The sequence below is a fragment of the Enterobacter sp. PL_is514 genome, assembly GCF_055816715.1.
Map to the genome: position 1 here is coordinate 220,170 of NZ_JBVPGN010000026.1, position 24,417 is coordinate 244,586.

A 24,417-nucleotide genomic window follows, 5' to 3' on the forward strand; every position below is an offset into this window, starting at 1 on the left:
AAGAAGTGCATCATAAATGAACACCTCATGCTGCGCAATTTTTATACAGCACTCAGGACTGATTAAATTTAAACAACGGCAGCAGGTAGCGCTGCGCCTCTTCCGTGATAGCCTCGAAGTACTCTGGCTCAAGGGTTCGCCATAAGCGCTGATACCAGACATCTTCACCTTCGCCACGCACCATCATGTTACCTTCATAGGCCTGCATAAATTTACTGCGTGCTTTCTGCAGCGAAGCCTCATCCGTTAACATCGCATCATTCTGCGCGTCATAACAGGCTTTTATCCACGCCCCGCCACTTTCCGGCAGTAACAGGAGCGGTTTGTTCATTCCCTGACGGTAGCCCTCAATGTACAAAGAGAGATGACCTAACGCCTGCTCGGCTTCCATCGGCGGGAAGCGCCATTCCCCCTCTTTGCGCACGAAAATCCGGCTTTCGCCTTTATGCCCACCCGCACTGTAGACAAGATGTTCCAGCCAGAGTTGCAATCCCTGCGAAACGCTCAGCATTGAGGGCCGCCAGCGCAGCAGCCCGTCCGGCTGAACCTGGGTTAACCAGCCCGTGAGCTGTACCCCGTTGCAGTTGAGATCGATTTCAATACTTTTCCCCGGCTGTCGGCACGCTCTCACGCGCTCCGCCAGAGCGGTCATCTCCTGACACTGCGCCTCCCAGACAATTTCCCCGAACGCGCCGTAGGGCAGCTGACCCGCAGCGCGGTAGCGGCGGTAAAGCTTGTCCGCATCTTCCTCTTCAACCAGCGCATTCAGCAGCTGCAGGTTTAACTGGTAGCGCTCAAGACCTTCCAGCGTAAACGGCTCTGCCTCAGGAATTTCGCTCTCTTCAGAGCGGAAGTTGACCTGCAGTCGTTGCTGGAAGAAGGCGCGCACCGGATGCGCCCAAAACCGCTGAAGCTGTTCGAAGGTCAGAGTGTCGATTGGGCGCGGATCAAGTTCCTGAATGAAATCGGTATGCGCACTTCCCTCTTTTTTCGCCGCCGGTAGCCACTCCTGTGCATAGCTCTGGCGCTCGCTGGCAATATAGTTCACCGGATCAAACGGCATGCGGCTGTGGAAACAGGTGATATGGGCTTTCACCCTCTGCTCGCTTTCATCGCAGTTGCGCGCTTCATCTCCCGGCAGGTAGTGGCTCTGGCCGATATAGTCCACCAGCTCCTGCACCAGTACAGAAGGGAAACGCTCGCTGTTGTCCTGAATGGAACGACCGATATAGCTGATATAGAGCTTACTCTGAGCGGAAATGAGCGCTTCAAGGAAGAGGTAGCGGTCATCATCACGGCGGCTACGATCGCCCCGTTTTGGGTTTGCGCTCATCAGGTCGAACCCCAGCGGCGGCAGCGCGCGCGGATACACACCGTCGTTCATGCCAAGCAGGCAGACCACCCTGAACGGGATAGAACGCATGGGCATCAGGGTGCAGATATTGACAGGCCCCGCCAGGAAACGCTGGCTGATTCGCTCCTGGTCAAGCCGCTGCGTCAGCTCATCCCGCAGCAGCGACAGCGGGATGGCCTCCTGATAGTGGGAATTCACGCCTTCATCGATGATAGCCTGCCACTGGGTTTCAATGAGCGCCATGGCCGCTTCGGTGTCATTGTCCGGCAGGAAGAAATCATTGAGTAACGCCCTGCAGACCGGGAGCCATTCTTCAAGTGGACGCGGCTGCAACAGCGCATATCGCCAGCGGTTAAGCTGCATTAATAGCGACGCTAAATGCCCCACCAGTTCAGCAATTAACCCGCTGGACTCATCGTAAGGCAGCACCTCATTCCACTCGCCCTGGCTGCTCTCCATGGCGTAGCCCAGCAGCATACGCGTCAGGCCAAATCGCCAGGTGTGCTGCCCGGTTGGGGGAAGCTCGAACTCCTGAACGTTATCGTCATCGATCCCCCAGCGAACGCCAGACTCATTCACCCACTGACGAAGGTAGCGCAGACCCTCTTCATTGATGTTGAAGCGTGCAGCCAGCACGGGAACATCCAGCAATGCCAGGACATCTTCGGAGATAAACCGGCTATCCGGCAGTGACAGAAGAGTGATAAACGCCTGCAATACCGGATGCGACTGACGGGCACGACGGTCAGAGATCGCGTAAGGCAGGTATCGCTCGCCCGTCGCGCTGCCAAAGACGGCCTGAATAAAGGGACTGTAGCTGTCGATATCCGCCACCATCACCACGATATCGCGTGGCGTCAGATCGGGGTCCTCCTGCAGCATCGCCAGCAGCTGGTCGTGAAGCACTTCGACCTCACGCTGCGGGCTGTGGCAAACGTGGATCGTGACGCTGCGATCGTCAGGATCCAGTTTTCGCTTATTATCGCTGCGTTCGAACTCGTTCGCCGTCACGCCCATGACGGCACGGTTTTCCAGATCCAGAATATCTAACTGAATATTATGCAGCAGGCTGTCCGGGGCGATCTCAACAAAGGCATCCACGTCACCTTCCCCTGAGGAAGTGATGTCTGAAAGCATATGAATGTAGTCACGCCCCAGCTTCCCCCATGAGGCAAGCAGCGGATTGGGCAGGTTCTGGATACCGTCTTCATCGAAAAGCTGCCCGGCAGTGGAGCCATCTTTAAACAGTGGGACGGCACGTTCTTCAAAGAGGCGCTTTCTTTGGCGGCTCACCAGCCGGGCAAGCCAGCGTTCGTCGAGGATATCCCCCCAGTATTGTCGGCATGGGTTGGTAAACAAAATATGGATATCAATATGCTTACCCAGCGCATTCAACGCCTTTAGATAGACAGGGGGTAATGCGGATATTCCGCAGATAAAAACGCGTGACGGCAGTCGGGCCGGGCGCTCCGACGCATTTTCAAGTATCGAGATAAACCGCTCGTAGAGATTGGCACGGTGCCACTTAGGCTGGCCCAGTTTCTCCGTATGCTCTACCAGCGCTTTCCACAGCGGGGCCTGCCATATTTGCGCCTCCGGCAGGCCTTCAACCAACTCGCCCGCTTCCCAACGAATTAACCAGTCAGAACGGTAAACAAGGTATTGGTCATAAAGATCGGCGGTGCGCGATGCCAGCTGGAACAGCTTGCGCTTGTCGGTATCGTCATTGAGGTAGTGACGCAGCATGGCGAATTCATCACGCTGCAGCATGTCCGGCAGCAGCGCCATCAGCTTCCAGCTCATGGCCTGCTTGTTGAAGGCGCTCTGCTCGGGGATGTCCGGCAACACGCGAACAAACATCTCCCAGATAAAGCTCGCGGGCAGCGGGAAATCAATATTCGCGGCTATGCCAAATTTACGGGAAAGCGACATTTGCAGCCACTGTGCCATACCGGTGCTCTGCACCAGCACCATTTCGGGCTCAAAAGGATCGTCAAGCCGCTCGCGCTCAACGATAAATTCCATCAGTGCTTCCAGCACATCCAGACGATTTGAGTGGTAGACCCTTAACATAGACGCTCCCGACTACTGGCTAACCGGGCAATGCAGACGCGTTATCTCACCGCGCCGCCCCAGAGGAGAAATTAGTGTAACCGTGATGCTGACACATCCTGCGAGCGTTGTCTGCCCCCGACTGGTCTGCCAGCCTGCGGGGAGAACATTTGTTGAGAGCTGAGACTGATTCCAGGCATGGTGCCAGAGCTGGCGATACTGGTTAAACACGCTAAACCGCGCCGCCAGCGCCCGGTGATAACCCGACAGAGCCGTCACGACGATCACCAGCAGCATCATCGCCAGCAGGACCTCAACCATGCTAAACCCTTTTTCTCGGCTCACGGCAGCTGACATAACGCGCTCTCCTTTAGTGGACAAAAATCACTCCAGCCGTGAGGCGAAAAGCGAATTTTCCCGTCGACAATCTCTCCTGCGCGCCAGAGCAGCAGGTCACTGTCTCCGGCAATCAGCAGCACACGCGCCTCACTCAGCTGGCGCAAACAGACTCGCCACGCCGATGTCTTTTTGCACTGAACCTGCAGCTCTGATGACCAGCCCTGAACCCGTCCCCACTCAAGCGCGGACTGTACCGTCGCCTGCTGCTGAAGCGAGCGGCTCTCGCCGCCAACGAGCGCGCTAAATGTTGTCAGCTGTTGATTGAGACCCGACAGGATCAGGGTACCGAGCACCAGTAAAAGCAGAACCAGGGCCAGTGAAGACATTCCGCGTTGACGATTCACAGGTTGTACCCCGTGACCGTATACAACGCCTGCCAGGGCTCCCCCTGCCCGCCTTTACGCATCGCGGCCAGTTCGATATTTACCTCTGGCGCAAAACCGGCATGTTCAACTTTGCTCACCACAAAGCGCGTGATTACCAGCCTGTCCGGGTCCGTGAGCTTTTCCCACCCTTTTCCTTCACACGACGTCGCCCCACGCTGGGTTTCCAGCGCGCCGGATTCCAGACGAAAACCGGTGCTGTCATTTTCTGATGCGCTGCTATCCCAGTTGCCGTTACTGTTGGCATCCCAGCGTACAATGACGCAGCCTCCAAGCCTCGCGGTCACCAGCGCCTGTCCCTGACAGTTTCCCGCGCAGTACCCCGCACGCTGAAGCTGCTTACCCAGGGCAAACAGGTGTTGCCAGACCTCTTCCTCCAGCTCTCTCTGGCCGGATTGCAGTAAGACTGCCCGCTGCAAGCCGGGTAAAAAACGCGATGCGCTTATCAGCAAAAGGCTGCTAATCGCCATGGCAATCAGCACTTCAGTCAGTGAGAAACCGCGCAGCCTCATCAACATGAACCTCCCTCAGAGACCTGACACATCCTGATGCGTCCTCCATTTGAGACAATAATCAGCCATGCTCCGGCACGGCTTTGAACGCGTATCCGCCCTGCCCACGCTGTATCCCTTAATCCATAAAACCCCAGCGACGGCGTGACCTCACTGACCTCGACCTCAGGCCAGGGCGGAATCAGCACAAAGGGACTCTCCTTCTTACAGCCCTGCACGGCAGAGCTCACCAGACAGTCCCCGCCTCCCACCCGCTGAAGGGTAATAAGATGGTCGCTGTTGTGCCGGTTGGCATGGTTGCGCAGAAACAGCAGGTAATCTCGCACCTGACTGGCGGTTTGCCACAGCCGCTGCTGTCGTTGCCAGCTGTCCCAGCCGTACAGACCTGAGGCGCTGAGGATAACGACAAGCGAAACGGCGACAAGCGTTTCGATAAACGTAAAACCGTTCTCTTTTTTCATACCGGGAGTGTGGCGAAGCGCCGTGAAGATGACGAGAGACGGATCCTCGTTTTACGAGGTGTTGTCCGGAGAATTGGGAGAGTTGCAGCGCGTTGCACGCTTTCTGGATAGCGCCTCGGGAAACGGAATAAAGGCGAAAAAAAACCGGCGCTAAATAGCACCGGTTGTGTCACGCTTTATCGCATCAGATAGCGACGGGCGCTTTGATGCCCGGATGTGGGTCGTAGCCCTCAATCTCGAAATCATCAAAGCGGTAGTCGAAGATTGATGCCGGTTTGCGTTTGATAATCAGCTTCGGCAGCGCACGCGGTTCGCGGGTCAGCTGGAGATGCGTCTGTTCCATATGGTTGCTGTAAAGATGGGTATCCCCACCGGTCCAGACAAAATCACCCACTTCCAGGTCGCACTGCTGCGCCATCATGTGAACTAACAGCGCATAGCTGGCAATGTTAAACGGCAGGCCGAGGAACACGTCACAGGAGCGCTGGTAGAGCTGGCAGGAAAGCTTTCCATCCGCCACATAGAACTGGAAGAACGCGTGGCACGGTGCCAGCGCCATTTTATCCAGCTCGCCGACGTTCCAGGCGGAAACAATGATTCGGCGCGAGTCCGGATCGTTTTTCAGCTGGTTCATCACGGTGGTGATCTGGTCAATATGGCGGCCATCAGGCGTTGGCCATGCGCGCCACTGCTTACCGTAAACCGGGCCCAGGTTGCCGTTTTCATCTGCCCACTCGTCCCAGATTGAGACGTTATTTTCGTGCAGATACGCAACGTTGGTATCACCTTGCAGGAACCAGAGCAGTTCATGAATGATCGAGCGCAGGTGGCAGCGCTTTGTCGTCACCAGCGGGAAGCCTTCTTGCAGATTGAAGCGCATCTGGTGGCCAAAAATGGAGAGCGTACCGGTACCGGTGCGGTCGTTTTTCGGCGTGCCCTCATCGAGCACTTTTTTCATCAATTCAAGATACTGTTTCATGGTTCCTCAGGAAATTTGTTGCTGTGGACGACGACGATACGCCCAAATCATCATAATGGCACCCGCGACAATCATCGGAATGGAGAGGATCTGCCCCATGCTGATGTACTGTACCCACTCGCCGGTAAACTGTGCGTCAGGCTGGCGGAAGAATTCGACGATGATGCGGAACGCGCCATAGCCAATCAGGAACAGCCCGGAAACAGCCCCCATCGGGCGCGGCTTGCGAATAAACAGGTTGAGGATGATAAACAGCACCACGCCTTCCAGCGCCAGCTCATACAGCTGAGACATATGGCGCGGCAGAACGCCGTAGGTATCGAAAATGGACTGCCACTCCGGATGCGATGGCAGCAGCGCGATGTCTTCTGCGCGGGAGCCCGGGAAGAGCATCGTGTACGGCACGCTCGGGTCGACGCGGCCCCACAGTTCACCGTTGATAAAGTTGCCCAGACGACCAGCGCCGAGACCAAACGGGATCAGCGGTGCGATAAAATCTGAAACCTGGAAGAAGTTGCGTTTGGTGCGTTTGGCAAAAATCACCATCACCAGAATCACACCAATCAGGCCGCCGTGGAAGGACATGCCTCCGTCCCAGACGCGGAACAGATAGAGCGGATCGTTCAGGAATACCGGGAAGTTATAGAACAGCACATACCCGATACGGCCACCGAGGAACACGCCGAGGAAGCCCGCATACAGCAGGTTTTCAACTTCGTTTTTGGTCCAGCCGCTGCCCGGACGGCTGGCGCGACGGCCAGCGAGCCACATGGCAAAAATGAAGCCCACCAGGTACATCAGACCGTACCAGTGAAGCGAAACAGGTCCTACTGAGAAAATGACCGGATCAAATTCCGGAAAATGCAGATAACCACTGTTCATCTGTCACCACAAGATGTTGTTATTCCGCTGAAAGTGGACAGCGGTAGAAATGCGATTCTGCTGTAAGCAGAGGCTCCAAAGTTGCGAATCATAGCACAAGGCGGGCGCGGAGGATGCGCCAGAGATGTAAAAGATGTGTATAGGGTTTTATGCGCGCTGGCGCCCTCACCCACAGGGAGAGGGCGAAAAACGATTAGCGGCCGCCGCGGATCAGACCGCCCATACCGCGTCGTTCCATAAACGCCGCGACCTGGTGGCGGACTTCCGTTGCCAGCTGCGCCTCAAGGCTGCGTTCAGCCAGCTCGCGGGCATCATTGATGTCGATATGGCGCAGCAGGTATTTCACGCGGGCGACGGCGCGACCGTTCATCGACAGATGGCGGAATCCCAGACCAATCAGGATCGCAACACACATTGAATCCCCGGCCATTTCACCGCACAGGCGTAAATCAATACCGTACTGCTCCGCTTCACGGGCGATCATCGCTAACGCGCGAATAATCGCCGGATGCAGGCTGTCGTAGATACTGGCGACGCGAGTATTGTTACGGTCGACGGCCAGGATATATTGCGTCAGGTCGTTCGTGCCGACAGAGATAAAATCAACACGGTTTGCCAGCTGCGGCAGCATAAAGACCATAGACGGCACTTCAAGCATCACACCAATCCGCGGTTTCGGGATCGCATAGCCGATCATCTCTTCCACTTCGCGGCCAGCACGTTCGATCAGCCGCCGGGACTCGTCGATCTCATCGATGCTGGTGACCATCGGCAGCAGGATGCTGAGATTGCCCGTCGCCGCGTTGGCGCGCAGCATCGCACGTACCTGGATCAGGAAGATCTCCGGCTGATCGAGCGTAATGCGGATCCCACGCCAGCCCAGGCACGGGTTTTCTTCGCTGATCGGCATATAGGGCAGCTGTTTATCCGCCCCGACATCCAGGGTACGCAGGGTGACAGGTTTGTCGTTAAACATCTGCAGCATCCCCTGATACTGTGCCACCTGCTCCTCTTCGGAGGGGAAACCACTCTGCAGCATGAACGGGATTTCAGTACGGTATAGGCCAATACCGTCGATGCGGCTGCCAAGCTTTTCTTCATGTTCAGGGCTTAAACCGGCGTTGAGCATGACTTTGATCCGCTCACCGCTCTTCAGCTGTGCGGGCAGGTTAACGTCATCTTCAGCCAGCTTGCTTAATTCATTCTCTTCGCTGATAAGACGCTGGTACTCCTGGAGCAGAACCGGCTCAGGATCGACCAGCAGCTCACCGCGATAGCCGTCGACCACCAGCGTACGTCGGTGCAGTACCGACGGCTGAATGTCCGCCCCCATAACGGTAGGGATACCCAGCGCGCGCACCATAATGGCGGCGTGTGAGTTGGCGGCACCATCACGCACCACCACACCGGCCAGCCTGTCCTGGGGCAGTTCAGCCAGCGTCGTTGCCGAAAGTTCGTCGGCAACCAGAACAAACCGTTTTGGCCAGGCATTTGGGCCCTGAATGGTGTCATCAAGATGGAAAAGCAGGCGCTGCCCCAGCGCGCGCAGATCGCCTGCCCGCTCTTTCAGGTAACCGTCGGTCAGTGCCGCAAACTGGTCGGCAAATTTTTCGATAACCTTCTTAACCGCCCACTCCGCGACCGAGCCTTTATCCACTTCCGCAAAAAGCTCACGACGCAGACGCGCATCGGAGAGCAGGTGCGAATAGAGGTCAAAGATCGCCGCCGTCTCTTTTTGCGCGCCTGCGGCGAAGCGCTTGCTGTAACGACGAAACTCATTCGCCGCCTCTTCCAGCGCAGCGGTGAGACGCTCGCGCTCAAGGGCTTCATCAAGCGTTGAGGCTTCGTAAACCTGCTCCATCAGCGGCAGCGTAGCGTCCATCCAGCCTTCCGCTATCGCCACGCCTGGCGATGCCGGAAGGGCACGAATGCGCGTATGGCGATACTGACCAAAAAGCGCGGCAAGCTGGGACTGGGAGAGGATCGCAGCCATCTGCGTGGCCAGCGTGACGAGGAAAGACTCCTCGCTTTCGTCGTACTGACGTAGCTCACGCTGCTGGACGACCAGCACGCCGAGCAGCTGGCGACGCTGAATGATCGGCACGCCAAGGAAAGCGCGGAAGCGCTCTTCTTTTACGGAAGGGATGTACTTAAAGCTGGGGTGTTTTTGTGCGTCAGCAAGGTTGATGGGTTCAGCCAGCCGCCCGACCAGACCCACGATACCTTCATCAAATGCGAGCGTTACGGTGCGTCCACGTGGTTTTTTCAAACCACGGGTTGCCATCAGGTAATAGCAGCGCCGATCGTGGTCGGCCAGATACACCGAACAGACCTCGGTTTCCATCGCAAGACAGATGTCGGTGACCAGAATATTCAGCGCCTCGTTCAGACGCGGCGCGCTGGCCACCTTCTCGACTATTTCTCGCAAGCGGGTGAGCATGATTTGCGTAGCTTAACCTCTTTTACGTCGCCAGGCAGGTGCGCTCTGCGGCTTAGGCGGGATCTCCTGAAGCTGCATTACCACACTTGCAAACTCTTTCATCACCCTACGGTAAACATCGCGTTTAAATGACACGACCTGACGAACAGGATACCAATAGCTCACCCAGCGCCAGCCATCGAACTCCGGCGTACTGCTGGTTTGCATATTGATGTCTGAATCGTTGCCCACCAACTGCAACAGAAACCACTTTTGTTTCTGGCCGATACAAACCGGCTTTGTGTCCCAACGCACCAAACGTTTCGGTAACTTGTAACGCAACCAGTTGCGGGTCGAAGCCAGGATGCGAACATCTTTTCGGCTTAAACCGACCTCTTCAAAAAGCTCCCGGTACATCGCTTGTTCTGGGGACTCTCCCGGATTGATCCCGCCTTGCGGGAACTGCCAGGAGTGCTGACCATATCGCCGGGCCCACATCACCTGGCCCTGACGATTACAAATTACTATTCCTACGTTCGGGCGGTAGCCATCGTCATCAATCACCGGACTACCCCAAACTAAACCTTATATATGAATGATTGTTTCACACTACAGGGAGGCGGTAAACCACTCTCTTACAGGGCTGCAACCTAATAACATTTGAATAACTCACAAATAAGTGCTGAGTTATAAACAGATGAGTGGCAGTGAAGGGAATTTTATTCACCTTTTCTGTGGATATAGTTGTGAAGAAGTGTCTGATTACCGATGAACAACCTTAAACGCTGCCATATCCCCTCTTTCACCTGAATTCAATAATGCAATTATTTTCATATAGTTAAATGTATTTCCATGAACACAAAACAGAATAGCGTGACGATCGTCACATCAGGGATCGTCGTGCTGATGAAAGATCGAACAGCGTCGGTTTTATCCACAGATTGTGCCAATAAGTTAGTCACAATTTGTTTGAAAATTCGATTTTCATCGCACGTCAAGGCTGTAAATTGAAACAGTAGTCAGGGTTATGCCCAGTTATCCCATTTTTCTGTGGATAACATGGTGTAAGATCCTGTTCATTGTCAGTGACCAGATTTGAACAACCGGTTTTCTGACTCGGGTGAAACGATTTCAAACCCATAAAAAAACCTATAAATCATACACATGGAATATTGGTACAGAAATAGTTAAACTCTATCCACAGGGGACAATTTCTTCGTTTATTTTTTAATCAAAAGGTTACCGTCATGCATCCGCTTACACCCTTGCTCTCACCGCCGTCCAGCGAGGGCCAGTTGCTCCAGCAGGCACAGCGTCTTGCGGGCTTTTCGCTTGGCGAGCTGGCGGCAATGGCAGGGCTTCCGATCCCGAAGGATCTTAAGCGGGATAAAGGCTGGATCGGCATGCTGCTTGAGCTGTGGCTGGGTGCGAGCGCAGGGAGCAAACCCGAGCAGGATTTTGCAGCACTTGGCGTGGAGTTAAAAACCATCCCAATAGATAGCCAGGGCAAGCCGCTTGAAACCACCTTTGTCTGCGTTGCGCCATTAACCGGCAACACCGGCGTGACGTGGGAAACCAGCCACGTTCGCCACAAGCTGAAGCGCGTGTTGTGGGTACCGGTTGAAGGCGAGCGACAGATCCCCCTGGCCGACCGTCGCGTTGGCGCGCCGCTGCTTTGGAGCCCGAACGAGGATGAAGAGCATCAGCTTCGGCTGGACTGGGAGGAGCTGATGGACATGATCGTTCTTGGGCAGGTAGAGCGCATCACCGCCCGACACGGAGAAGTGTTACAGCTGCGTCCGAAAGCGGCCAACAGTAAAGCGCTTACCGAGGCCATCGGCGCACAGGGTGAGCCGATACTGACGTTGCCGCGCGGTTTTTATCTTAAAAAGAATTTCACCAGCGCGCTCCTGGCACGTCATTTCCTGTTAAAAACATAGTTTTTTACTTATTTTGCGAGCTCTCAAACATAATCGACTGCTTTTTAAGATTTTACTGCTTCCTCAAGTCGCCATATCGGGTTAATACTAGATTATGATTTGATACGCGCCAGATGAGGACGATAACGATGAAAAAATGGGCAGTGTTAGTTTCAGCAGTCGGTTTAGCGTTTGCCGTATCGGGCTGTAGCAGCGATTACGTCATGGCGACAAAAGACGGTCGAATGATCCTGACCGACGGCAAACCCGAAGTTGACGATGATACCGGTCTGGTCAGCTACCGCGACCATGAAGGCAATAAAATGCAGATCAATCGCGACGAAGTATCGCAAATTATCGAGCGATAAACAGAGAGAGGTCAGTCGCTTGCTGACCTTTTTGATTTTTTTCTTCCCCTTTTGCTTCCCCTCTGCCATGTTTATATTCCTTTGTCGGGCACGCCCTGACGCGGTCTATAAGTCTACTGAGGAAGCCGGCTATGCATTATCACCGTATCCCCCACAGCGCTCTGGAAATAAGCCAACTGGGGTTGGGCACGATGACATTTGGTGAACAAAACAGCGAAGCCGATGCCCATGCACAACTCGATTACGCCGTCAGCCAGGGGATTAACCTGATTGATGTCGCGGAGATGTACCCTGTTCCGCCACGTCCGGAAACGCAGGGACTTACCGAAACCTACGTCGGTAACTGGCTGGCAAAACACGGCAACCGTGAAAAGCTGGTGATTGCCTCAAAAGTCAGTGGCCCCGCACGCAACAACGATACCGGGATCCGCCCGAATCAGATCCTCGATCGCAAGAATATCCGCGCCGCACTGGACGCCAGCCTGAAGCGCCTGCAAACCGACTATCTCGATCTGTATCAGGTGCACTGGCCTCAGCGCCCAACCAACTGCTTTGGTAAGCTCGGCTACACCTGGAATGAGAGCGCCCCCGCCGTGACGCTGCTGGAAACGCTGGAAGCGCTGACCGAATGCCAGCGCGCGGGAAAAATCCGCTATATTGGCGTCTCTAACGAAACGGCCTTTGGGGTCATGCGCTATCTGCACCTGGCGGATAAACACGATCTGCCGCGTATCGTGACTATTCAGAACCCGTACAGCCTGCTTAACCGCAGCTATGAAGTGGGTCTGGCCGAAGTGACGCAGTATGAAGAAGTGGAACTGCTCGCCTACTCCTGTCTCGGCTTCGGCACGCTGACGGGGAAATACCTGAACGGTGCGAAACCGGCCGGGGCGCGTAACACCCTCTTTAGCCGCTTTACCCGTTACAGCGGCGAGCAGACGCAGAAAGCCGTTGCCGCCTATGTGGATATCGCGAAGCGTCACGGTCTTGACCCTGCGCAGATGGCGCTGGCCTTCGTGCGTCGTCAGCCGTTTGTTGCCAGCACCCTGCTGGGCGCGACCACGATGGAGCAGTTGAAAACCAATATTGCGAGTTTCAATCTGAACCTGAGTGAAGAGGTGTTAGCGGAGATTGAAGCGGTGCATCAGGTTTATACGTATCCCGCACCGTAATAAAAGCAAAACGGCAACGCACGTTGCCGTTTTTAGGGTTTGCTCCCTCTCCCTGTGGGAGAGGGCCGGGGTGAGGGCATCAGGCCGCACTTATCAGCGGCGACGTTGCCAGATCCACAAACCCGCAATCGCCAGCGCAAACAGCCCGCCAAACCCGACGCCAATCCCCACCACCGGCACACCCACTTTTACCGCCAGCGAGTAGAGCCCCAGCATTAGCAGCATCGCCAGGTTTTCCCCCAGGTTTTGTACCGCGATGGCATTGCCTGCCCCGACGGTCTGTTTGCCCCGCTCCTGCAGTAACGCGTTCAGTGGCACCACGAAGAAACCGCCCAGAATACCAATCAGGATGAGGAGGACATACGCGGGCAATAACGCATGCTGCAGCGAGAAGATCAGCACCACGACGCCAATCAGGATCCCTGCGGGCATGCAGCGTGCTACCGTCTCGAGCGTTACCAGCTTCGCCGCCGCGCCTGCCCCCACCACAATGCCGATGGCCACCATCGCATTCAGATAGGTCGGCGTCGCGTTGTCAGTAATCCCCAGCGCCACCGGCACCCACAGGACCAGCAGGAAGCGCAGCGTGACGCCCGCACCCCAGAACATACTGGTCCCCATCAGGGAAAAACGCGTTTCACCGTTACGCCACAGCACGCGGCAGGCGGTAAAGAAGCTGCCGGTCATCGGTTTAAAGCGCCAGGATTGTCCCGGGCGAGCCACCGGCAGCTTAGGAATAAACAGGTTCGCCACGACCGCCCCGCCATACACCGCCGCGCATACGCCCAGTGCCGCCAGGACATGCCAGTCGGCCAGCACACCGCCAGCGACGGATCCAAGCAGGATAGCGGCAATGGTTGACGACTCCATCAGACCGTTGGCTTTCACCAGCTTATCCCCGGTGGTCAGCTCGCCGAGAATGCCATACTTCGCCGGGGAGTAGGCGGCGGCGCCAATGCCCACCAGCGTATAGCCAATAAACGGATTGAAGCCAAAGCAAATGCTGGCCGCACCCAGCAGCTTGAGGCCATTGGCAAACATCATCACCCGACCTTTCGGGAAGCTGTCCGCCACCTGCCCGACGAACGGAGCAAAGATAATGTAAGCGCCCACAAACACCATCTGCAGGATCGGCTGACTCCAGTCGGGGTAAAACTCGGCTTTCAGCAGCGCCAGCGTGGCAAACAGCAGCGCGTTATCACCGAACGCAGAGAGAAACTGTGCGGCGATGACGGCCATCATGCCTTTCGATCTGAGCGATGTGTTAGTGTGTACTGACTCACGCATTTTGCTGTTCCGCCTCTTCAACCATGCCTTTCAGGGTCACGAAATCGGGCTTCCCGCTACCCAGCACAGGGAGCTGTTTCAGGTAGCGAATATCGCGCGGCACCGCCAGTTCAGGGATACCGTGTTCACGCGCATAGCTCAGTAACCTGTCGCGCTTAAGCTCACCGTCGGTCGTAAACAGTACCAGCGCCTCACCTTTGCTGGCATCGCTCTTCACCACCGTTGCATGCATCTTATCCGCGGACACGGCCGTCGCCAGCTGCTCAACCATTTCCAGAGAGACCATTTCACCGGCGATTTTGGCGAAGCGTTTCGCGCGTCCTTGAATCTGTACAAAGCCCTGTTCATCAAAACGGACAATATCGCCGGTGTCGTACCAGCCGGTTTCAATCTCGCCGTTGACGTTTTCCGCTGTGGGCACCTCCAGCACGCCCGGGTTTTCCACGCGCAGATACCCGTTCATCACGTTTGGCCCTTTCAGCTGCAAACGGCCACCGTCCTCAATGCCCGGCACGGCCAGCAGACGCGCATCCATTCCCGGCAGAATTCGGCCAACCGTACCCGGTTTCGCCGCCATCGGCACGTTAATCGAGACCACGGGCGCACACTCGGTCACGCCATAGCCTTCGAGAATGCGCAGGCCAAACTTGTCCTGCCAGATCTGACGCGTGCTCTCCTGCAGTTTTTCCGCACCGGCCACCACATACCGCACGCGATAGAAGTCATACGGATTGGCGAAACGCGCATAGTTGCCGAGGAACGTTGAGGTGCCGAACAGGACGGTGCAGTTACGGTCATACACCAGCTCCGGCACAATCCGGTAATGCAGCGGGCTTGGATAGAGGAACACTTCTGCGCCGGTCAGCAGCGGCGTAAACAGCCCCACCGTCAGGCCAAAGGAGTGGAACAGCGGCAGCGCCGACATAAAACGGTCATCCGCGGTAAAGTCAGCAATGCTTTTGATCTGCTCAACGTTCGCCAGAATGCTCTTGTGGCTGTGGACGACGCCTTTCGGGTTGCCCTCCGATCCCGACGTGAAGAGGATAATGGCGTCATCTTCCGGCTGCTGTTTGACCTGCGCCAGACGCGGCACCAGCAGGTGAGCAAAAATCCACAGCTTGTCGCCGGTGGTCACGTCGGCTTTCAGATCCTCCAGGAAAACCCAGCGTACCTGGGTGAGCTGCTCGGGAAGATGCCAGAGCTTGCCTTTGTCCAGGAACTGACGAGAGGTAAAGACGGTATTAATCTGGGCAGCGGTGATGGCGCTGGTCAACCCTTTCACCCCCGCCGTGTAGTTCATCATCGCCGGGATCCGGCCCCGGGAAACCGCGCCGAAAATCACCGCCGCGCTGATGCCCGCGTTAGGCAGCATCAGGCCAATCTTTTCGCCCTTTTTGCTGTACTTCTCCAGAATGCGGCCCACAAACAGGGTCTTGGTCAGCAGTTTGCGATAGGTATCCGGGGTAAAGTTGATGTCTTCGATGCAGTTTTTCTTCGCGCCATAGCGGTGCTGCGCGGAAAGCAGAGATTCGTACAGCGTTTCGCGCGGACGCACGGCCATGCGCGCTTCCATCATAATCTGGTGCAGCATTTCCCCGGCTATTTTTCGGCGATCGCGGGCACGCGGCGCGTCGGGCATCGGTAACGACGTTGGCGGCAGAATATGCAGCGTGATTTTGGGGAACAGACGCTGCTTCACCAGTCCCTTCAGACGGCTGAAATGGCTCAGCTCTGCGCCTTCAATTCGCAGCGGCACCACGGTCGCTTTTGACTTCGCCGCGACAAACCCCGCACCGTCGTAGATTTTCATCAGCGAACCGGTCACGGAGATACGCCCTTCCGGGAAAATGACCACCGGACGCCCCTGCTCGACCAGACGCACCAGATGCTTAATCATCATCGGCTTTGTCGGGTCAAGCGGCACAAAATCAATCAGCGGCGTGAGCCAGCGCATGTACCACTGCTGGCTGATGGAGGTATAGACCGCAAATACCGGGCGCACGGGCAGAAACAGCGCCAGCAGGATACCGTCTATAAAGGAAACATGATTTGGTGTGATAAGAACGCGTTCGCCACGAAGCGCCTGGGCATCACCAGTGACGCGGATGCGAAAGAGAATACGGAACAGTGTACGGAAGAACCCAAATAGCATCTCAACTCCCTTTGCCAGCCAGTGTGGAGGGTTGATAGTAAATGGTGGCAGATTACACGAGAAGTGATACGGGAGCGACAGCAAAAGTGGAGGCGAAAAAAAACCTGCGCATCCGCGCAGGTTGGTGCAAGAGATGAGTACGAAACCGTACTAAGAATTCTCACCAATCAATACCTCTGGGATCTCAACTGTATCAATCTCATTAACATCCTCGCCATCGGACAATCGCAACAGCCTGAGGCAAAGTGTAACCAAAGGTTCAGATTGACATTCTTCAGACATGACTGCGCGTGTAACGATTACACCGCCAGGGTTGTTCTGCGTCACGTTTGTGGAGAGCGGAAATCCGCTCCCCTTGAATGCGCGCCGCTTTTCCGCAACACTATTTGGTGTGTAAACGCTTACCCCCAATAAGAAGGTAATGAATGGCGACAATAAAGGATGTGGCCCGTCTGGCAGGTGTGTCGGTGGCAACCGTCTCCCGTGTGATTAACGACTCCCCAAAAGCCAGTGACGCATCACGCCAGGCGGTACAAAGCGCCATGGAATCCCTGAACTATCATCCCAATGCCAATGCCCGCGCGCTCGCCCAGCAGTCCACAGAAACCATTGGTCTGGTGGTAGGAGATGTCTCCGATCCCTTTTTCGGCGCGATGGTGAAAGCCGTTGAGCAGGTTTCTTATCAGACAGGCAATTTTTTGCTGATCGGCAATGGCTATCATAATGAACAAAAAGAACGCCAGGCCATCGAGCAGCTGATCCGCCACCGCTGCGCGGCGCTGGTAGTACACGCCAAAATGATCCCGGATGCCGAACTGATTCATCTGATGAAGCAGATCCCCGGGATGGTCATCATCAACCGCATTATTCCCGGCTTTGAGAAACGCTGCGTGGCGCTCGACGACCGCTACGGCGCGTGGCTTGCGACCCGTCATCTGATTCAGCAGGGCCACACCCGGATTGGCTATCTCTGTTCAAACCACCCGATTTCTGATGCAGAAGACCGTCTGCAGGGCTACTACGATGCCCTGCGCGAAAACGGACTGCCGTGCAATGACCGCCTGGTGGCCTATGGCGAACCGGATGAGAGCGGCGGTGAACAGGCCATGACCGAGCTGCTGGGTCGCGGACGGAATTTCACGGCGGTTGCCAGCTATAACGACTCGATGGCCGCAGGGGCAATGGGGGTGTTGAATGACAACGGGATTGAGGTACCGGCAGAAATTTCGCTGATAGGCTTCGATGACGTGCTGGTCTCTCGCTACGTGCGCCCGCGTCTGACCACCGTGCGCTACCCGATTATCACCATGGCAACGCAGGCCGCCGAGCTGGCGTTAGCGCTGGCTGAACAGCGCCAGCCGCCGGAAATTACGCATCTGTTTAGCCCGACGCTGGTTCGCCGTCACTCCGTTGCCTCTCTTGCGGAAGCGCAAAGCGAATAACGGTAGAGGTGAACCCGCGTGTTGGGGTATTCCAGCCCATCACCGATATACTGCCAGCCGTAACGTTCGTAAAAGTCGCGGCAGGCAGACCACAGATGCAGCTCGGTGTACCCGGCCTGCGCGGCATACGCAATAACATGCTCCTGAAGCTTCCCCGCGAGTCCTTTTCCTCGCGCCGCCTCATCCACGTACAACGCCGCCAGCCAGGGATAAAGATCCTGACGCGTGATGAGATCGCAGCGCCATAATCCGACGGTGCCCAGAAGACGTTCATCCTCAACGGCAATAAACGTCATCGGCAGCGCGTCAGGCGTCTGGCTGTGATCGATAACGCTCTGGAAAAATTCACGCGGCAGGCCGTCACCGAAGGCCTGCCAGATCCAGTCGATCACCTGCTCCGCAAACTGCGGCGCGGCGTACAGCGGGAGGATCTTCATATCAGTTTCCCCTGAAAAAGAGGAACTGACTCAAACAGATAACCGTCGAAATCCGGCGCATCTTCATCAGACAGCTCCAGCAAACTTTTTTTCACATTTTCCAGATGCTGGAACATGGCCTGCCAGGCCCCCATCACGTCGCGACGGCGCAGGGCAGCAAGAATGGTTTGCCGGTCGCCGAGCCACTTCAGGCGATACGCACGACTGGCAATATGGACGTTAAACTGCTGCCACAGCGGGCTGCTGTCCATGTGGTGCCAGATACTTTCCACTGTTGCCAGCAGCATCTGATTTTGCGTTGCGCCCGCCAGCACCAGGTGAAACATCTTGTTGTTGTCCTGGCTGTTGTCGTCCGCGGCGATGGCGCGCTGCTCCTGCTCGATGATGCGGCGCAGATTATCGATATCCGCCCGCGTCGCCATTTTGGCGGCAAAAGCTGCGATGTTGCTTTCGAGCAGCTGGCGAGCCTGCAAAATCTCAAACGGGCCCACGTCGCTGTTAAGGAAACGCTCTTCCTCATTTTCATGTTCGTCGGGGATGCGCATGACGTAAACACCCGAGCCCTGACGGATATCCACCGTGCCCTGTAGCTCCAGCATCAGCAGCGCCTCGCGCACGATAGTGCGGCTTACGCCATAGGTCTCGGCAATGTTGCGCTCCGGCGGCAGGCGCGACCCAACGGGATAATGCCCCTGGATAATTTGCGCCCGTAAATCCTCGCCAATTTCCTGGTACTGTTTTTTTTCCGGCAGGATGACAGCCTTATCCACGTTTTCACCTGTTTTTTCAGTTAATGCGCAGGCCGGGCGTCCTCCCGGCCAGTTTGTACGCTATTTTATCAGAACGCTTACTTCCATTCATCGTCAACGCTGAGCGTCAGGACGCGTTCATCCCGCAACTGCCTGAACCAGGATGCCGATTTTTTGGCGCGCCGGGCGCGGTTATCCTCCAGATCAATCTCAATCAGACCATAGCGATTTTTAAAGGCGTTCATCGGCGAGACGTTGTCGGTAAAGGCCCAGAGCATATAGCCGTGGCAGTTCGCCCCCTCCTCGCGCGCCAGCAGCGTGTAGTAGAGGTGCTCGCTGATAAAATCGATCCGGTACGTATCTTCGATAACGCCGTCACGGTTGCGGAACTGCGCTTCGTTTTCAACGCCCATTCCGCTTTCCGCCACGAACCAGTCGATATTGCGGTACTCCTTTTTAATCCGCATCGCCATGTCGTAGATAATGCGCGGATAAATCTCCCAGCCGCGGGATCTGTTCATCCGTCGCCCCGGGAGCTCAAACGGCTCGTAGTAGTATGCCGGGTGGAACGGGGTCTCCGGATGCCAGGCGCGGGAAGGCGCTTTTACCCGGTGCGGGTAGTAGAGGTTGATCCCTAATTCGTCGACGGTGTTGTCGGCAATCAGCGCCAGTTCGTCATCCGTATAGGCCCACGCCACCTGGTGCTGCTCCAGCAGGGTAAAGAGCGCCTGCGGATAGCGCCCGTGCACCAGCGGGTCGAGAAAGACACGGTTGTAGAAGAGATCGTACATCTCCGCCGCCCGCACGTCGTGCGGCGCACGCGAGCGCGGATAGGTCACTTCCGGGTTGAGAATACAGCCTACGGAGCCTTTATACCCTTTCTCCCGAAACAGCTTCACAACCTTCGCCGTCGCCAGCACCTTGTGGTGATTCCACTGCATCCAGGTGCCGGTGTTCTGCTCGTACGGCCAGCGCAGCGCATCCAGATAAACGCGGGTCTGCACCACAATCGGCTCATTGAAGGTAAACCAGCGGGTGACGCTGCCGTGAAAGCGTTCAAACACCTTTTCCGCGTAGCGGACAAACAGTTCAACCACATGCTTCGACGCCCAGCCGCCGTATTTTTCAAGCAGCACGCCTGGAAGCTCGTAATGCTCAAGGCAGATCATCGGTTCAATACCCTGGCGGTGCATTTCATCGAACAGGGCGGCGTAATACGCGGCGTACTCCTCATCTATCGTCACGTTTTCATAGTCGGTCAAAAACCGTGACCAGTTTATCGAGGTCCGGTAGTGCGTCAGCCCCGCCTGCTTCATCAGGGCTACATCTTCGCGGAAGCGGTTGATAAAATCGGTCGCCACCGCCGGCCCATAGCCGTTGTGCCAGACGTGACGATCGTTTTTGTACCAGAGATCGATCCACGAATCCTGGCCCGGTTTTTTGCCGCTCCAGCCTTCGGTTTGCCAGGCTGACGCCGCTGCGCCGAGAATAAAATCCTGCGGCAGGGTTATCTTTTTTATGCTCATCATCACCTCAGGCGTTATCGGTAGCTTGCTGCAGCGCGGCCTGATCCGCACGGCGTGAGGCAATCTTCACAAACGGCAGATAGATAATGACGGCAGTGACAATGCAAATAAGCTGAGTTATCACTGCCCCCATTGAGCCTGCGGTGGAAAGCCAGGCGTTAATCAGCGGCGGTGTGGTCCAAGGCACCATCACGACGGCTTTGCCGGCAAAACCGGTTACCGTCGCAAAGTAACCGATAGAGCCAGTAACCAGCGGCGTAATGATGAACGGAATGGCAAGGATCGGGTTGAGCATGATTGGCATACCGAAGATCACCGGCTCGTTAATGTTGAAAATGCCGGGGCCAATAGAGAGCTTGGCGATCTCCTTCATCTCTTTACGTTTGGTGGCGATCATCACCGCGATCAGCAGGCCGATGGTCAGCCCTGACCCCCCGATGCTCATATACACGTCCCAGAACGGCATAGTGATGATGTTCGGCACCTCTTTGCCCTGCTCAAAGGCGCTCATGTTAACGGTGATCGCCCCCAGCAGCAGCGGCTCGCGGATCGGCTTGATCATCTGGTTGCCATGAATTCCAATCACCCAGAATAGCTGGGCGACAAACATCAGCAGCAGAATGCCCGGCAGGCTTTGCACCACGCGCTCCAGCGGCTGCTGCACCACCTGGTAGACCGCGTCGTAGAGATACATGCCGGTAAGCTGGTGGAAAACGAAGCCAAACGTGGCAATCGCCGTGGTGGTGATAATCGCCGGGATCAGGGCCGAGAACGATGCCGCCACGTTAGGCGGTACGGTATCCGGCATCTTAATCTTCAGCCCCTTGCGGTTTTCCAGCCAGCAGTAGACCTCGACGGAGAGAATGGCGATAAACATGCCGAGGAACAGGCTGCGGGTGTCGGAGAACTGGCGCAGCAGCACGTCTTTCACCACGTGCATTTCGCCGTCCACCAGCATTTCCACGGTGGTCGGCGTCACGCAGATGAAGCAGATCACCGCCAGCAGGCCGGGGAACAAGGATTTGATCCCGTTAATCCGCCCCAGCTCCACGCCAATCAAAAACACCGCGCCGATGTTGAGGAAGTTGAGCGTGGCGTAGTTTAACGCACTGGTGATCGGCTTTAGCGCGGCGAGAAACGACAGCGACTGGAAACTCGCCAGGCCGTTTTTCGGATCCAGCACCATGTTGGAGATCAGCACGGAGAATGCCCCAACGATGATGACCGGCATTAAGGTAATAAAGGCAGACTTGATCGCCATGATGTAGCGATAGCTGTTGAATTTGGTGGCAAAACTGCCCAGAGCGTCGATCAGTTTTTCCTGTAATGCCATAGGGTAATACCTCAGTAAAAGGGCTTTTATTGAATAAGGTGTACAGCCGGATACTATTGGCATACCAAAAATAGCTTTATGGGGCTTTCCGTTCTGTGATTAAGCTCTCAACGGAGCAAGAGGTATTCCAGATGAGTATTTTTGACCATTTTGGCATGCCACTTAACGACGATAATTCCGTGCTGTCAGGTCGTTGCCAAAAAGCGTGATCGTGGCGGAGTTTTTGCGCTTCCCGCATCGCTTATACGGCGTAAGCTCTGTGTTAAACTGCAGATCATTACGTGAAAGCAGGAATGTAGAATGGTAACAATGCTGGATGTCTCACTGCGCGCGGGCGTGTCTAAGGCCACGGTATCGCGCGTGCTGAACGGCACGGGTCAGGTTAAAGAGAGTACGCGTCAGCAGGTGTTTGCGGCGATGGAAGAGCTGGGCTATCGGCCGAACTTTCTCGCGCGCTCGCTGGCTAACCAGACCAGCAACAGCATTGGTCTGGTCGTCTCGACCTTCGACGGCTTTTACTTTGGCCGCCTTCTCCAGCAGGCGTCGCGGCAGACCGAAACCCACGGGAAACAGCTTATCGTCACCGACGGTCACGACGCGCCGGAACAGGAAGAACAGGCGGTGCAGATGCTCGCCGATCGCCAGTGCGATGCCATCGTGCTTTATACGCGCTATATGAGCGAAAAAGCGATCATCAAACTGATGAACACCGTAAAAACACCGCTGGTGGTCATTAACCGTGAAGTGAGCCAGGCGCCGGATCGCTGTGTGTTCTTCGAACAGCAGGATGCCGCGTTTAAGGCCGTGGATTATCTGATCGAACAGGGCCATCGGGAGATCGCCTGTATCACCGTCCCGATCCATACCCCAACCGGAAAAGCGAGGCTGATGGGCTATCGCAAGGCGCTGGAAAAGCACGGCATCCGTCTGGACGAGCGTCGGATAAAGTACGGCGATGCGGGAATGACCGGGGGATATGAGCTGTGCAAGGAATTGATTGCCGACGGTGTATCGTTTAGCGCCCTGTTTGCCTGTAACGACGATATGGCGCTGGGCGCGTCCAAAGCGTTACACCAGGCGGGGCGTAAAATCCCGCAGGATATTTCACTGTTCGGCTTTGACGATGCCCCTAGCGCGAAATGGCTGGAACCTGCGCTCTCGTCGGTTTATCTGCCCATCGACAATATGATTGTCACGGCCATCGATCAGGCGATCCGGCTGGCAAAAAACCAGCCGGTCGATACCATCCCACCGTTTACCGGCACGCTGGTCTTACGCGATTCGGTCACGACGGGGCCGTACTTACATCAGATGAGCTCTAACGCCAGCAGTTCCTGAATGGTCTGGCGGCGGCGGATTAACCGCGCCTTGCCGTTATCAAACAACACTTCCGGCAGCAGCGGGCGGCTGTTGTAGTTAGATGACATAGACGCCCCGTAAGCACCGGTGTCGTGCAGCACAAGATAATCACCCGGTTTGACCTCTGGCAGCGCGCGGGTCTCCACTTTGCCGCCCTCCTGCTGGGTAAACACGTCACCCGATTCGCACAGCGGCCCCGCAACGACCGTCTCAACGAGTGGTGCCTGCGATAAATCGCGGCCGTCGGCAGCCAGGGCGGTAATGTGGTGATAGCTGCCGTACATGGACGGACGCATCAGATCGTTAAAGCCTGCGTCAATCAATACGAAGTGGCGAGACCCCATCTCTTTCACGCTGCGCACCTGCGAAACCAGCACGCCGGCTTCCGCCACCAGGAAACGACCCGGCTCAATTTCCAGTTTCACCGCGTGGCCCAAATGCGCGGCGATTTGATCGCGCGCTGCGCTCCACAGACCGTAATAGTGATCGGTATCGATCGCCTCTTCGCCCTCGCGATAAGGAATGGAGAGACCGCCACCGGCAGAGATCGCCTCCAGATCCTGACCGAAGTCGACAACCTGGCGCACCATCGCGCCGCACACCTGCTCCAGGTGGCCGTAATCGACGCCAGAGCCAATGTGCATATGAATCCCCACCAGCTTCAGGCCGTAGCGCTGTAATACCGCCAGCGCGGCAGGCATATCGGCATACCAGATCCCGTGCTTGCTGTTTTCGCCGCCGGTGTTAGTTTTTTGGCTGTGGCCATGACCAAAGCCCGGGTTCACGCGCAGCCAGACGCGATGGCCGGGTGAAACCTCGCCCAGTTGCTCCAGCATATCCACAGAGCCGGCATTCACCGGGATCTGCAGCTCGTGGACGCGCGCCAGCGTCGCATCGTCGATCACATCGGCGGTAAAGACGATCTCGTCACCGTCGGCTTTCGGATCGTATCCGGCCGCCAGCGCGCGCTCGATTTCGCCGAGTGAAACGGAGTCCACCTTCACGCCCTGCTCACGCATCAGGCGCAGAATGTGGATATTGGAGCAGGCCTTCTGGGCAAAACGCACCACGTCAAACTGATGCAGGGCGGCGATCTTCTCGCGAACGATCTGCGCGTCGTAGACCCACACCGGGCAGCCAAATTCGGCGGGCAGGCGCAGCAGGTTGTCGGCGTTCAAATCGGTATCAGTCTGGTTCAGCGGGCGTGGCATGGTCTTCTCCGGGTAAATGCG

The 24,417-nt window shown here is 56.2% G+C and carries 21 protein-coding genes; 5 read left to right on the plus strand and 16 right to left on the minus strand.

Annotated elements, in window-relative coordinates:
- Positions 1 to 52 precede the first annotated feature (52 nt).
- From recC to rppH, 9 genes are all read right to left on the minus strand, one after another.
- Complete coding sequence (gene recC, locus AC0TNG_RS03815; RefSeq protein ID WP_473713303.1) at positions 53 to 3,427, minus strand: exodeoxyribonuclease V subunit gamma; 3,375 nt, start codon at positions 3,425 to 3,427, stop codon at positions 53 to 55.
- A 12-nt stretch (positions 3,428 to 3,439) separates the two neighbouring features.
- Positions 3,440 to 3,763, minus strand: a complete 324-nt coding sequence (locus AC0TNG_RS03820; protein ID WP_417927783.1) for a prepilin-type N-terminal cleavage/methylation domain-containing protein — start codon at positions 3,761 to 3,763, stop codon at positions 3,440 to 3,442.
- Positions 3,748 to 4,149, minus strand: coding sequence for a DUF2509 family protein (locus tag AC0TNG_RS03825; protein WP_157189679.1), 402 nt, complete (start codon positions 4,147 to 4,149; stop codon positions 3,748 to 3,750). Before AC0TNG_RS03825 ends, AC0TNG_RS03820 begins: the two co-directional genes overlap by 16 nt.
- Complete coding sequence (locus tag AC0TNG_RS03830) at positions 4,146 to 4,706, minus strand: prepilin peptidase-dependent protein (RefSeq protein ID WP_473713304.1); 561 nt, start codon at positions 4,704 to 4,706, stop codon at positions 4,146 to 4,148. Before AC0TNG_RS03830 ends, AC0TNG_RS03825 begins: the two co-directional genes overlap by 4 nt.
- Positions 4,700 to 5,161 carry a prepilin peptidase-dependent protein gene (locus tag AC0TNG_RS03835; RefSeq protein WP_267217335.1) on the minus strand — a complete coding sequence of 154 codons (462 nt, stop codon included), beginning with the start codon at positions 5,159 to 5,161 and terminating at the stop codon, positions 4,700 to 4,702. The genes AC0TNG_RS03830 and AC0TNG_RS03835 overlap by 7 nt, the downstream gene beginning before the upstream one ends.
- Positions 5,162 to 5,345: 184 nt before the next feature.
- A complete protein-coding gene (thyA, locus tag AC0TNG_RS03840) occupies positions 5,346 to 6,140 on the minus strand; it encodes a thymidylate synthase (RefSeq protein ID WP_014885081.1) in 795 nt (264 codons plus the stop codon).
- Positions 6,141 to 6,146: 6 nt separating this feature from the next.
- Positions 6,147 to 7,022, minus strand: a complete 876-nt coding sequence (gene lgt, locus AC0TNG_RS03845; RefSeq protein WP_023309046.1) for a prolipoprotein diacylglyceryl transferase — start codon at positions 7,020 to 7,022, stop codon at positions 6,147 to 6,149.
- Positions 7,023 to 7,215: 193 nt separating this feature from the next.
- Entirely contained in the window at positions 7,216 to 9,462 is a 2,247-nt protein-coding gene (gene ptsP, locus AC0TNG_RS03850; RefSeq protein ID WP_024909296.1) for a phosphoenolpyruvate--protein phosphotransferase, read from the minus strand.
- Between the two features lie 12 nt (positions 9,463 to 9,474).
- Positions 9,475 to 10,005 (minus strand): RNA pyrophosphohydrolase, encoded by a 531-nt coding sequence (rppH, locus tag AC0TNG_RS03855; RefSeq protein WP_013098553.1) that lies wholly within the window; start codon positions 10,003 to 10,005, stop codon positions 9,475 to 9,477.
- A gap of 683 nt (positions 10,006 to 10,688) precedes the next feature.
- Here rppH and mutH point away from each other — a divergent pair.
- From mutH to AC0TNG_RS03870, 3 genes are all read left to right on the plus strand, one after another.
- Positions 10,689 to 11,381, plus strand: a complete 693-nt coding sequence (gene mutH, locus AC0TNG_RS03860) for a DNA mismatch repair endonuclease MutH (RefSeq protein ID WP_473713305.1) — start codon at positions 10,689 to 10,691, stop codon at positions 11,379 to 11,381.
- A 128-nt stretch (positions 11,382 to 11,509) separates the two neighbouring features.
- Positions 11,510 to 11,728, plus strand: coding sequence for a YgdI/YgdR family lipoprotein (locus AC0TNG_RS03865; RefSeq protein ID WP_473713306.1), 219 nt, complete (start codon positions 11,510 to 11,512; stop codon positions 11,726 to 11,728).
- Positions 11,729 to 11,859: 131 nt separating this feature from the next.
- Entirely contained in the window at positions 11,860 to 12,900 is a 1,041-nt protein-coding gene (locus AC0TNG_RS03870; RefSeq protein ID WP_248272365.1) for an NADP(H)-dependent aldo-keto reductase, read from the plus strand.
- A 93-nt stretch (positions 12,901 to 12,993) separates the two neighbouring features.
- Here AC0TNG_RS03870 and lplT read toward each other — a convergent pair whose 3' ends face one another.
- Together lplT and aas are read right to left on the minus strand one after the other, a co-directional pair.
- Entirely contained in the window at positions 12,994 to 14,187 is a 1,194-nt protein-coding gene (lplT, locus tag AC0TNG_RS03875) for a lysophospholipid transporter LplT (protein WP_024909299.1), read from the minus strand.
- Positions 14,180 to 16,339, minus strand: coding sequence for a bifunctional acyl-ACP--phospholipid O-acyltransferase/long-chain-fatty-acid--ACP ligase (gene aas, locus AC0TNG_RS03880; protein WP_473713307.1), 2,160 nt, complete (start codon positions 16,337 to 16,339; stop codon positions 14,180 to 14,182). The genes lplT and aas overlap by 8 nt, the downstream gene beginning before the upstream one ends.
- 425 nt (positions 16,340 to 16,764) lie before the next feature.
- On the opposite strand from aas, the gene galR reads away from it, so the two are divergent.
- On the plus strand, positions 16,765 to 17,781 hold the full coding sequence (gene galR, locus AC0TNG_RS03885; RefSeq protein WP_248165674.1) for an HTH-type transcriptional regulator GalR: 1,017 nt from the start codon (positions 16,765 to 16,767) through the stop codon (positions 17,779 to 17,781).
- Here galR and AC0TNG_RS03890 read toward each other — a convergent pair.
- The 4 genes from AC0TNG_RS03890 to AC0TNG_RS03905 form a co-directional block, all read right to left on the minus strand.
- Entirely contained in the window at positions 17,742 to 18,218 is a 477-nt protein-coding gene (locus AC0TNG_RS03890) for a GNAT family N-acetyltransferase (RefSeq protein WP_024909302.1), read from the minus strand. The two genes, galR and AC0TNG_RS03890, sit on opposite strands and share 40 nt — an antisense overlap.
- Positions 18,215 to 18,988, minus strand: coding sequence for a GntR family transcriptional regulator (locus AC0TNG_RS03895; RefSeq protein ID WP_024909303.1), 774 nt, complete (start codon positions 18,986 to 18,988; stop codon positions 18,215 to 18,217). Before AC0TNG_RS03895 ends, AC0TNG_RS03890 begins: the two co-directional genes overlap by 4 nt.
- 77 nt (positions 18,989 to 19,065) lie before the next feature.
- Positions 19,066 to 20,493 carry a glycoside hydrolase family 1 protein gene (locus tag AC0TNG_RS03900; RefSeq protein WP_024909304.1) on the minus strand — a complete coding sequence of 476 codons (1,428 nt, stop codon included), beginning with the start codon at positions 20,491 to 20,493 and terminating at the stop codon, positions 19,066 to 19,068.
- 7 nt (positions 20,494 to 20,500) lie between these two features.
- The gene (locus AC0TNG_RS03905) at positions 20,501 to 21,826 is read right to left on the minus strand and encodes a PTS sugar transporter subunit IIC (protein ID WP_024909305.1); all 1,326 of its coding nucleotides are present in this window, start codon (positions 21,824 to 21,826) and stop codon (positions 20,501 to 20,503) included.
- Between the two features lie 300 nt (positions 21,827 to 22,126).
- Here AC0TNG_RS03905 and AC0TNG_RS03910 point away from each other — a divergent pair, with 300 nt between their 5' ends.
- Complete coding sequence (locus AC0TNG_RS03910; RefSeq protein WP_473713308.1) at positions 22,127 to 23,164, plus strand: LacI family DNA-binding transcriptional regulator; 1,038 nt, start codon at positions 22,127 to 22,129, stop codon at positions 23,162 to 23,164.
- On the opposite strand, the gene lysA is transcribed toward AC0TNG_RS03910, so the two are convergent.
- On the minus strand, positions 23,134 to 24,396 hold the full coding sequence (gene lysA / locus AC0TNG_RS03915) for a diaminopimelate decarboxylase (RefSeq protein ID WP_473713309.1): 1,263 nt from the start codon (positions 24,394 to 24,396) through the stop codon (positions 23,134 to 23,136). The two genes, AC0TNG_RS03910 and lysA, sit on opposite strands and share 31 nt — an antisense overlap.
- Between the last annotated feature and the right edge of the window lie 21 nt (positions 24,397 to 24,417).

Excerpts from the sequence above, each read along its gene's own strand:
- recC (WP_473713303.1), bottom strand. The coding sequence starts at position 3,427 with ATGTTAAGGGTCTACCACTCAAATCGTCTGGATGTGCTGGAAGCACTG.
- AC0TNG_RS03820 (WP_417927783.1), bottom strand. The coding sequence starts at position 3,763 with ATGTCAGCTGCCGTGAGCCGAGAAAAAGGGTTTAGCATGGTTGAGGTC.
- AC0TNG_RS03830 (WP_473713304.1), bottom strand. The coding sequence starts at position 4,706 with ATGTTGATGAGGCTGCGCGGTTTCTCACTGACTGAAGTGCTGATTGCC.
- AC0TNG_RS03835 (WP_267217335.1), bottom strand. The coding sequence starts at position 5,161 with ATGAAAAAAGAGAACGGTTTTACGTTTATCGAAACGCTTGTCGCCGTT.
- thyA (WP_014885081.1), bottom strand. The coding sequence starts at position 6,140 with ATGAAACAGTATCTTGAATTGATGAAAAAAGTGCTCGATGAGGGCACG.
- lgt (WP_023309046.1), bottom strand. The coding sequence starts at position 7,022 with ATGAACAGTGGTTATCTGCATTTTCCGGAATTTGATCCGGTCATTTTC.
- ptsP (WP_024909296.1), bottom strand. The coding sequence starts at position 9,462 with ATGCTCACCCGCTTGCGAGAAATAGTCGAGAAGGTGGCCAGCGCGCCG.
- mutH (WP_473713305.1), top strand. The coding sequence starts at position 10,689 with ATGCATCCGCTTACACCCTTGCTCTCACCGCCGTCCAGCGAGGGCCAG.
- AC0TNG_RS03865 (WP_473713306.1), top strand. The coding sequence starts at position 11,510 with ATGAAAAAATGGGCAGTGTTAGTTTCAGCAGTCGGTTTAGCGTTTGCC.
- AC0TNG_RS03870 (WP_248272365.1), top strand. The coding sequence starts at position 11,860 with ATGCATTATCACCGTATCCCCCACAGCGCTCTGGAAATAAGCCAACTG.
- lplT (WP_024909299.1), bottom strand. The coding sequence starts at position 14,187 with ATGCGTGAGTCAGTACACACTAACACATCGCTCAGATCGAAAGGCATG.
- aas (WP_473713307.1), bottom strand. The coding sequence starts at position 16,339 with ATGCTATTTGGGTTCTTCCGTACACTGTTCCGTATTCTCTTTCGCATC.
- galR (WP_248165674.1), top strand. The coding sequence starts at position 16,765 with ATGGCGACAATAAAGGATGTGGCCCGTCTGGCAGGTGTGTCGGTGGCA.
- AC0TNG_RS03890 (WP_024909302.1), bottom strand. The coding sequence starts at position 18,218 with ATGAAGATCCTCCCGCTGTACGCCGCGCCGCAGTTTGCGGAGCAGGTG.
- AC0TNG_RS03900 (WP_024909304.1), bottom strand. The coding sequence starts at position 20,493 with ATGAGCATAAAAAAGATAACCCTGCCGCAGGATTTTATTCTCGGCGCA.
- AC0TNG_RS03905 (WP_024909305.1), bottom strand. The coding sequence starts at position 21,826 with ATGGCATTACAGGAAAAACTGATCGACGCTCTGGGCAGTTTTGCCACC.
- AC0TNG_RS03910 (WP_473713308.1), top strand. The coding sequence starts at position 22,127 with ATGGTAACAATGCTGGATGTCTCACTGCGCGCGGGCGTGTCTAAGGCC.
- lysA (WP_473713309.1), bottom strand. The coding sequence starts at position 24,396 with ATGCCACGCCCGCTGAACCAGACTGATACCGATTTGAACGCCGACAAC.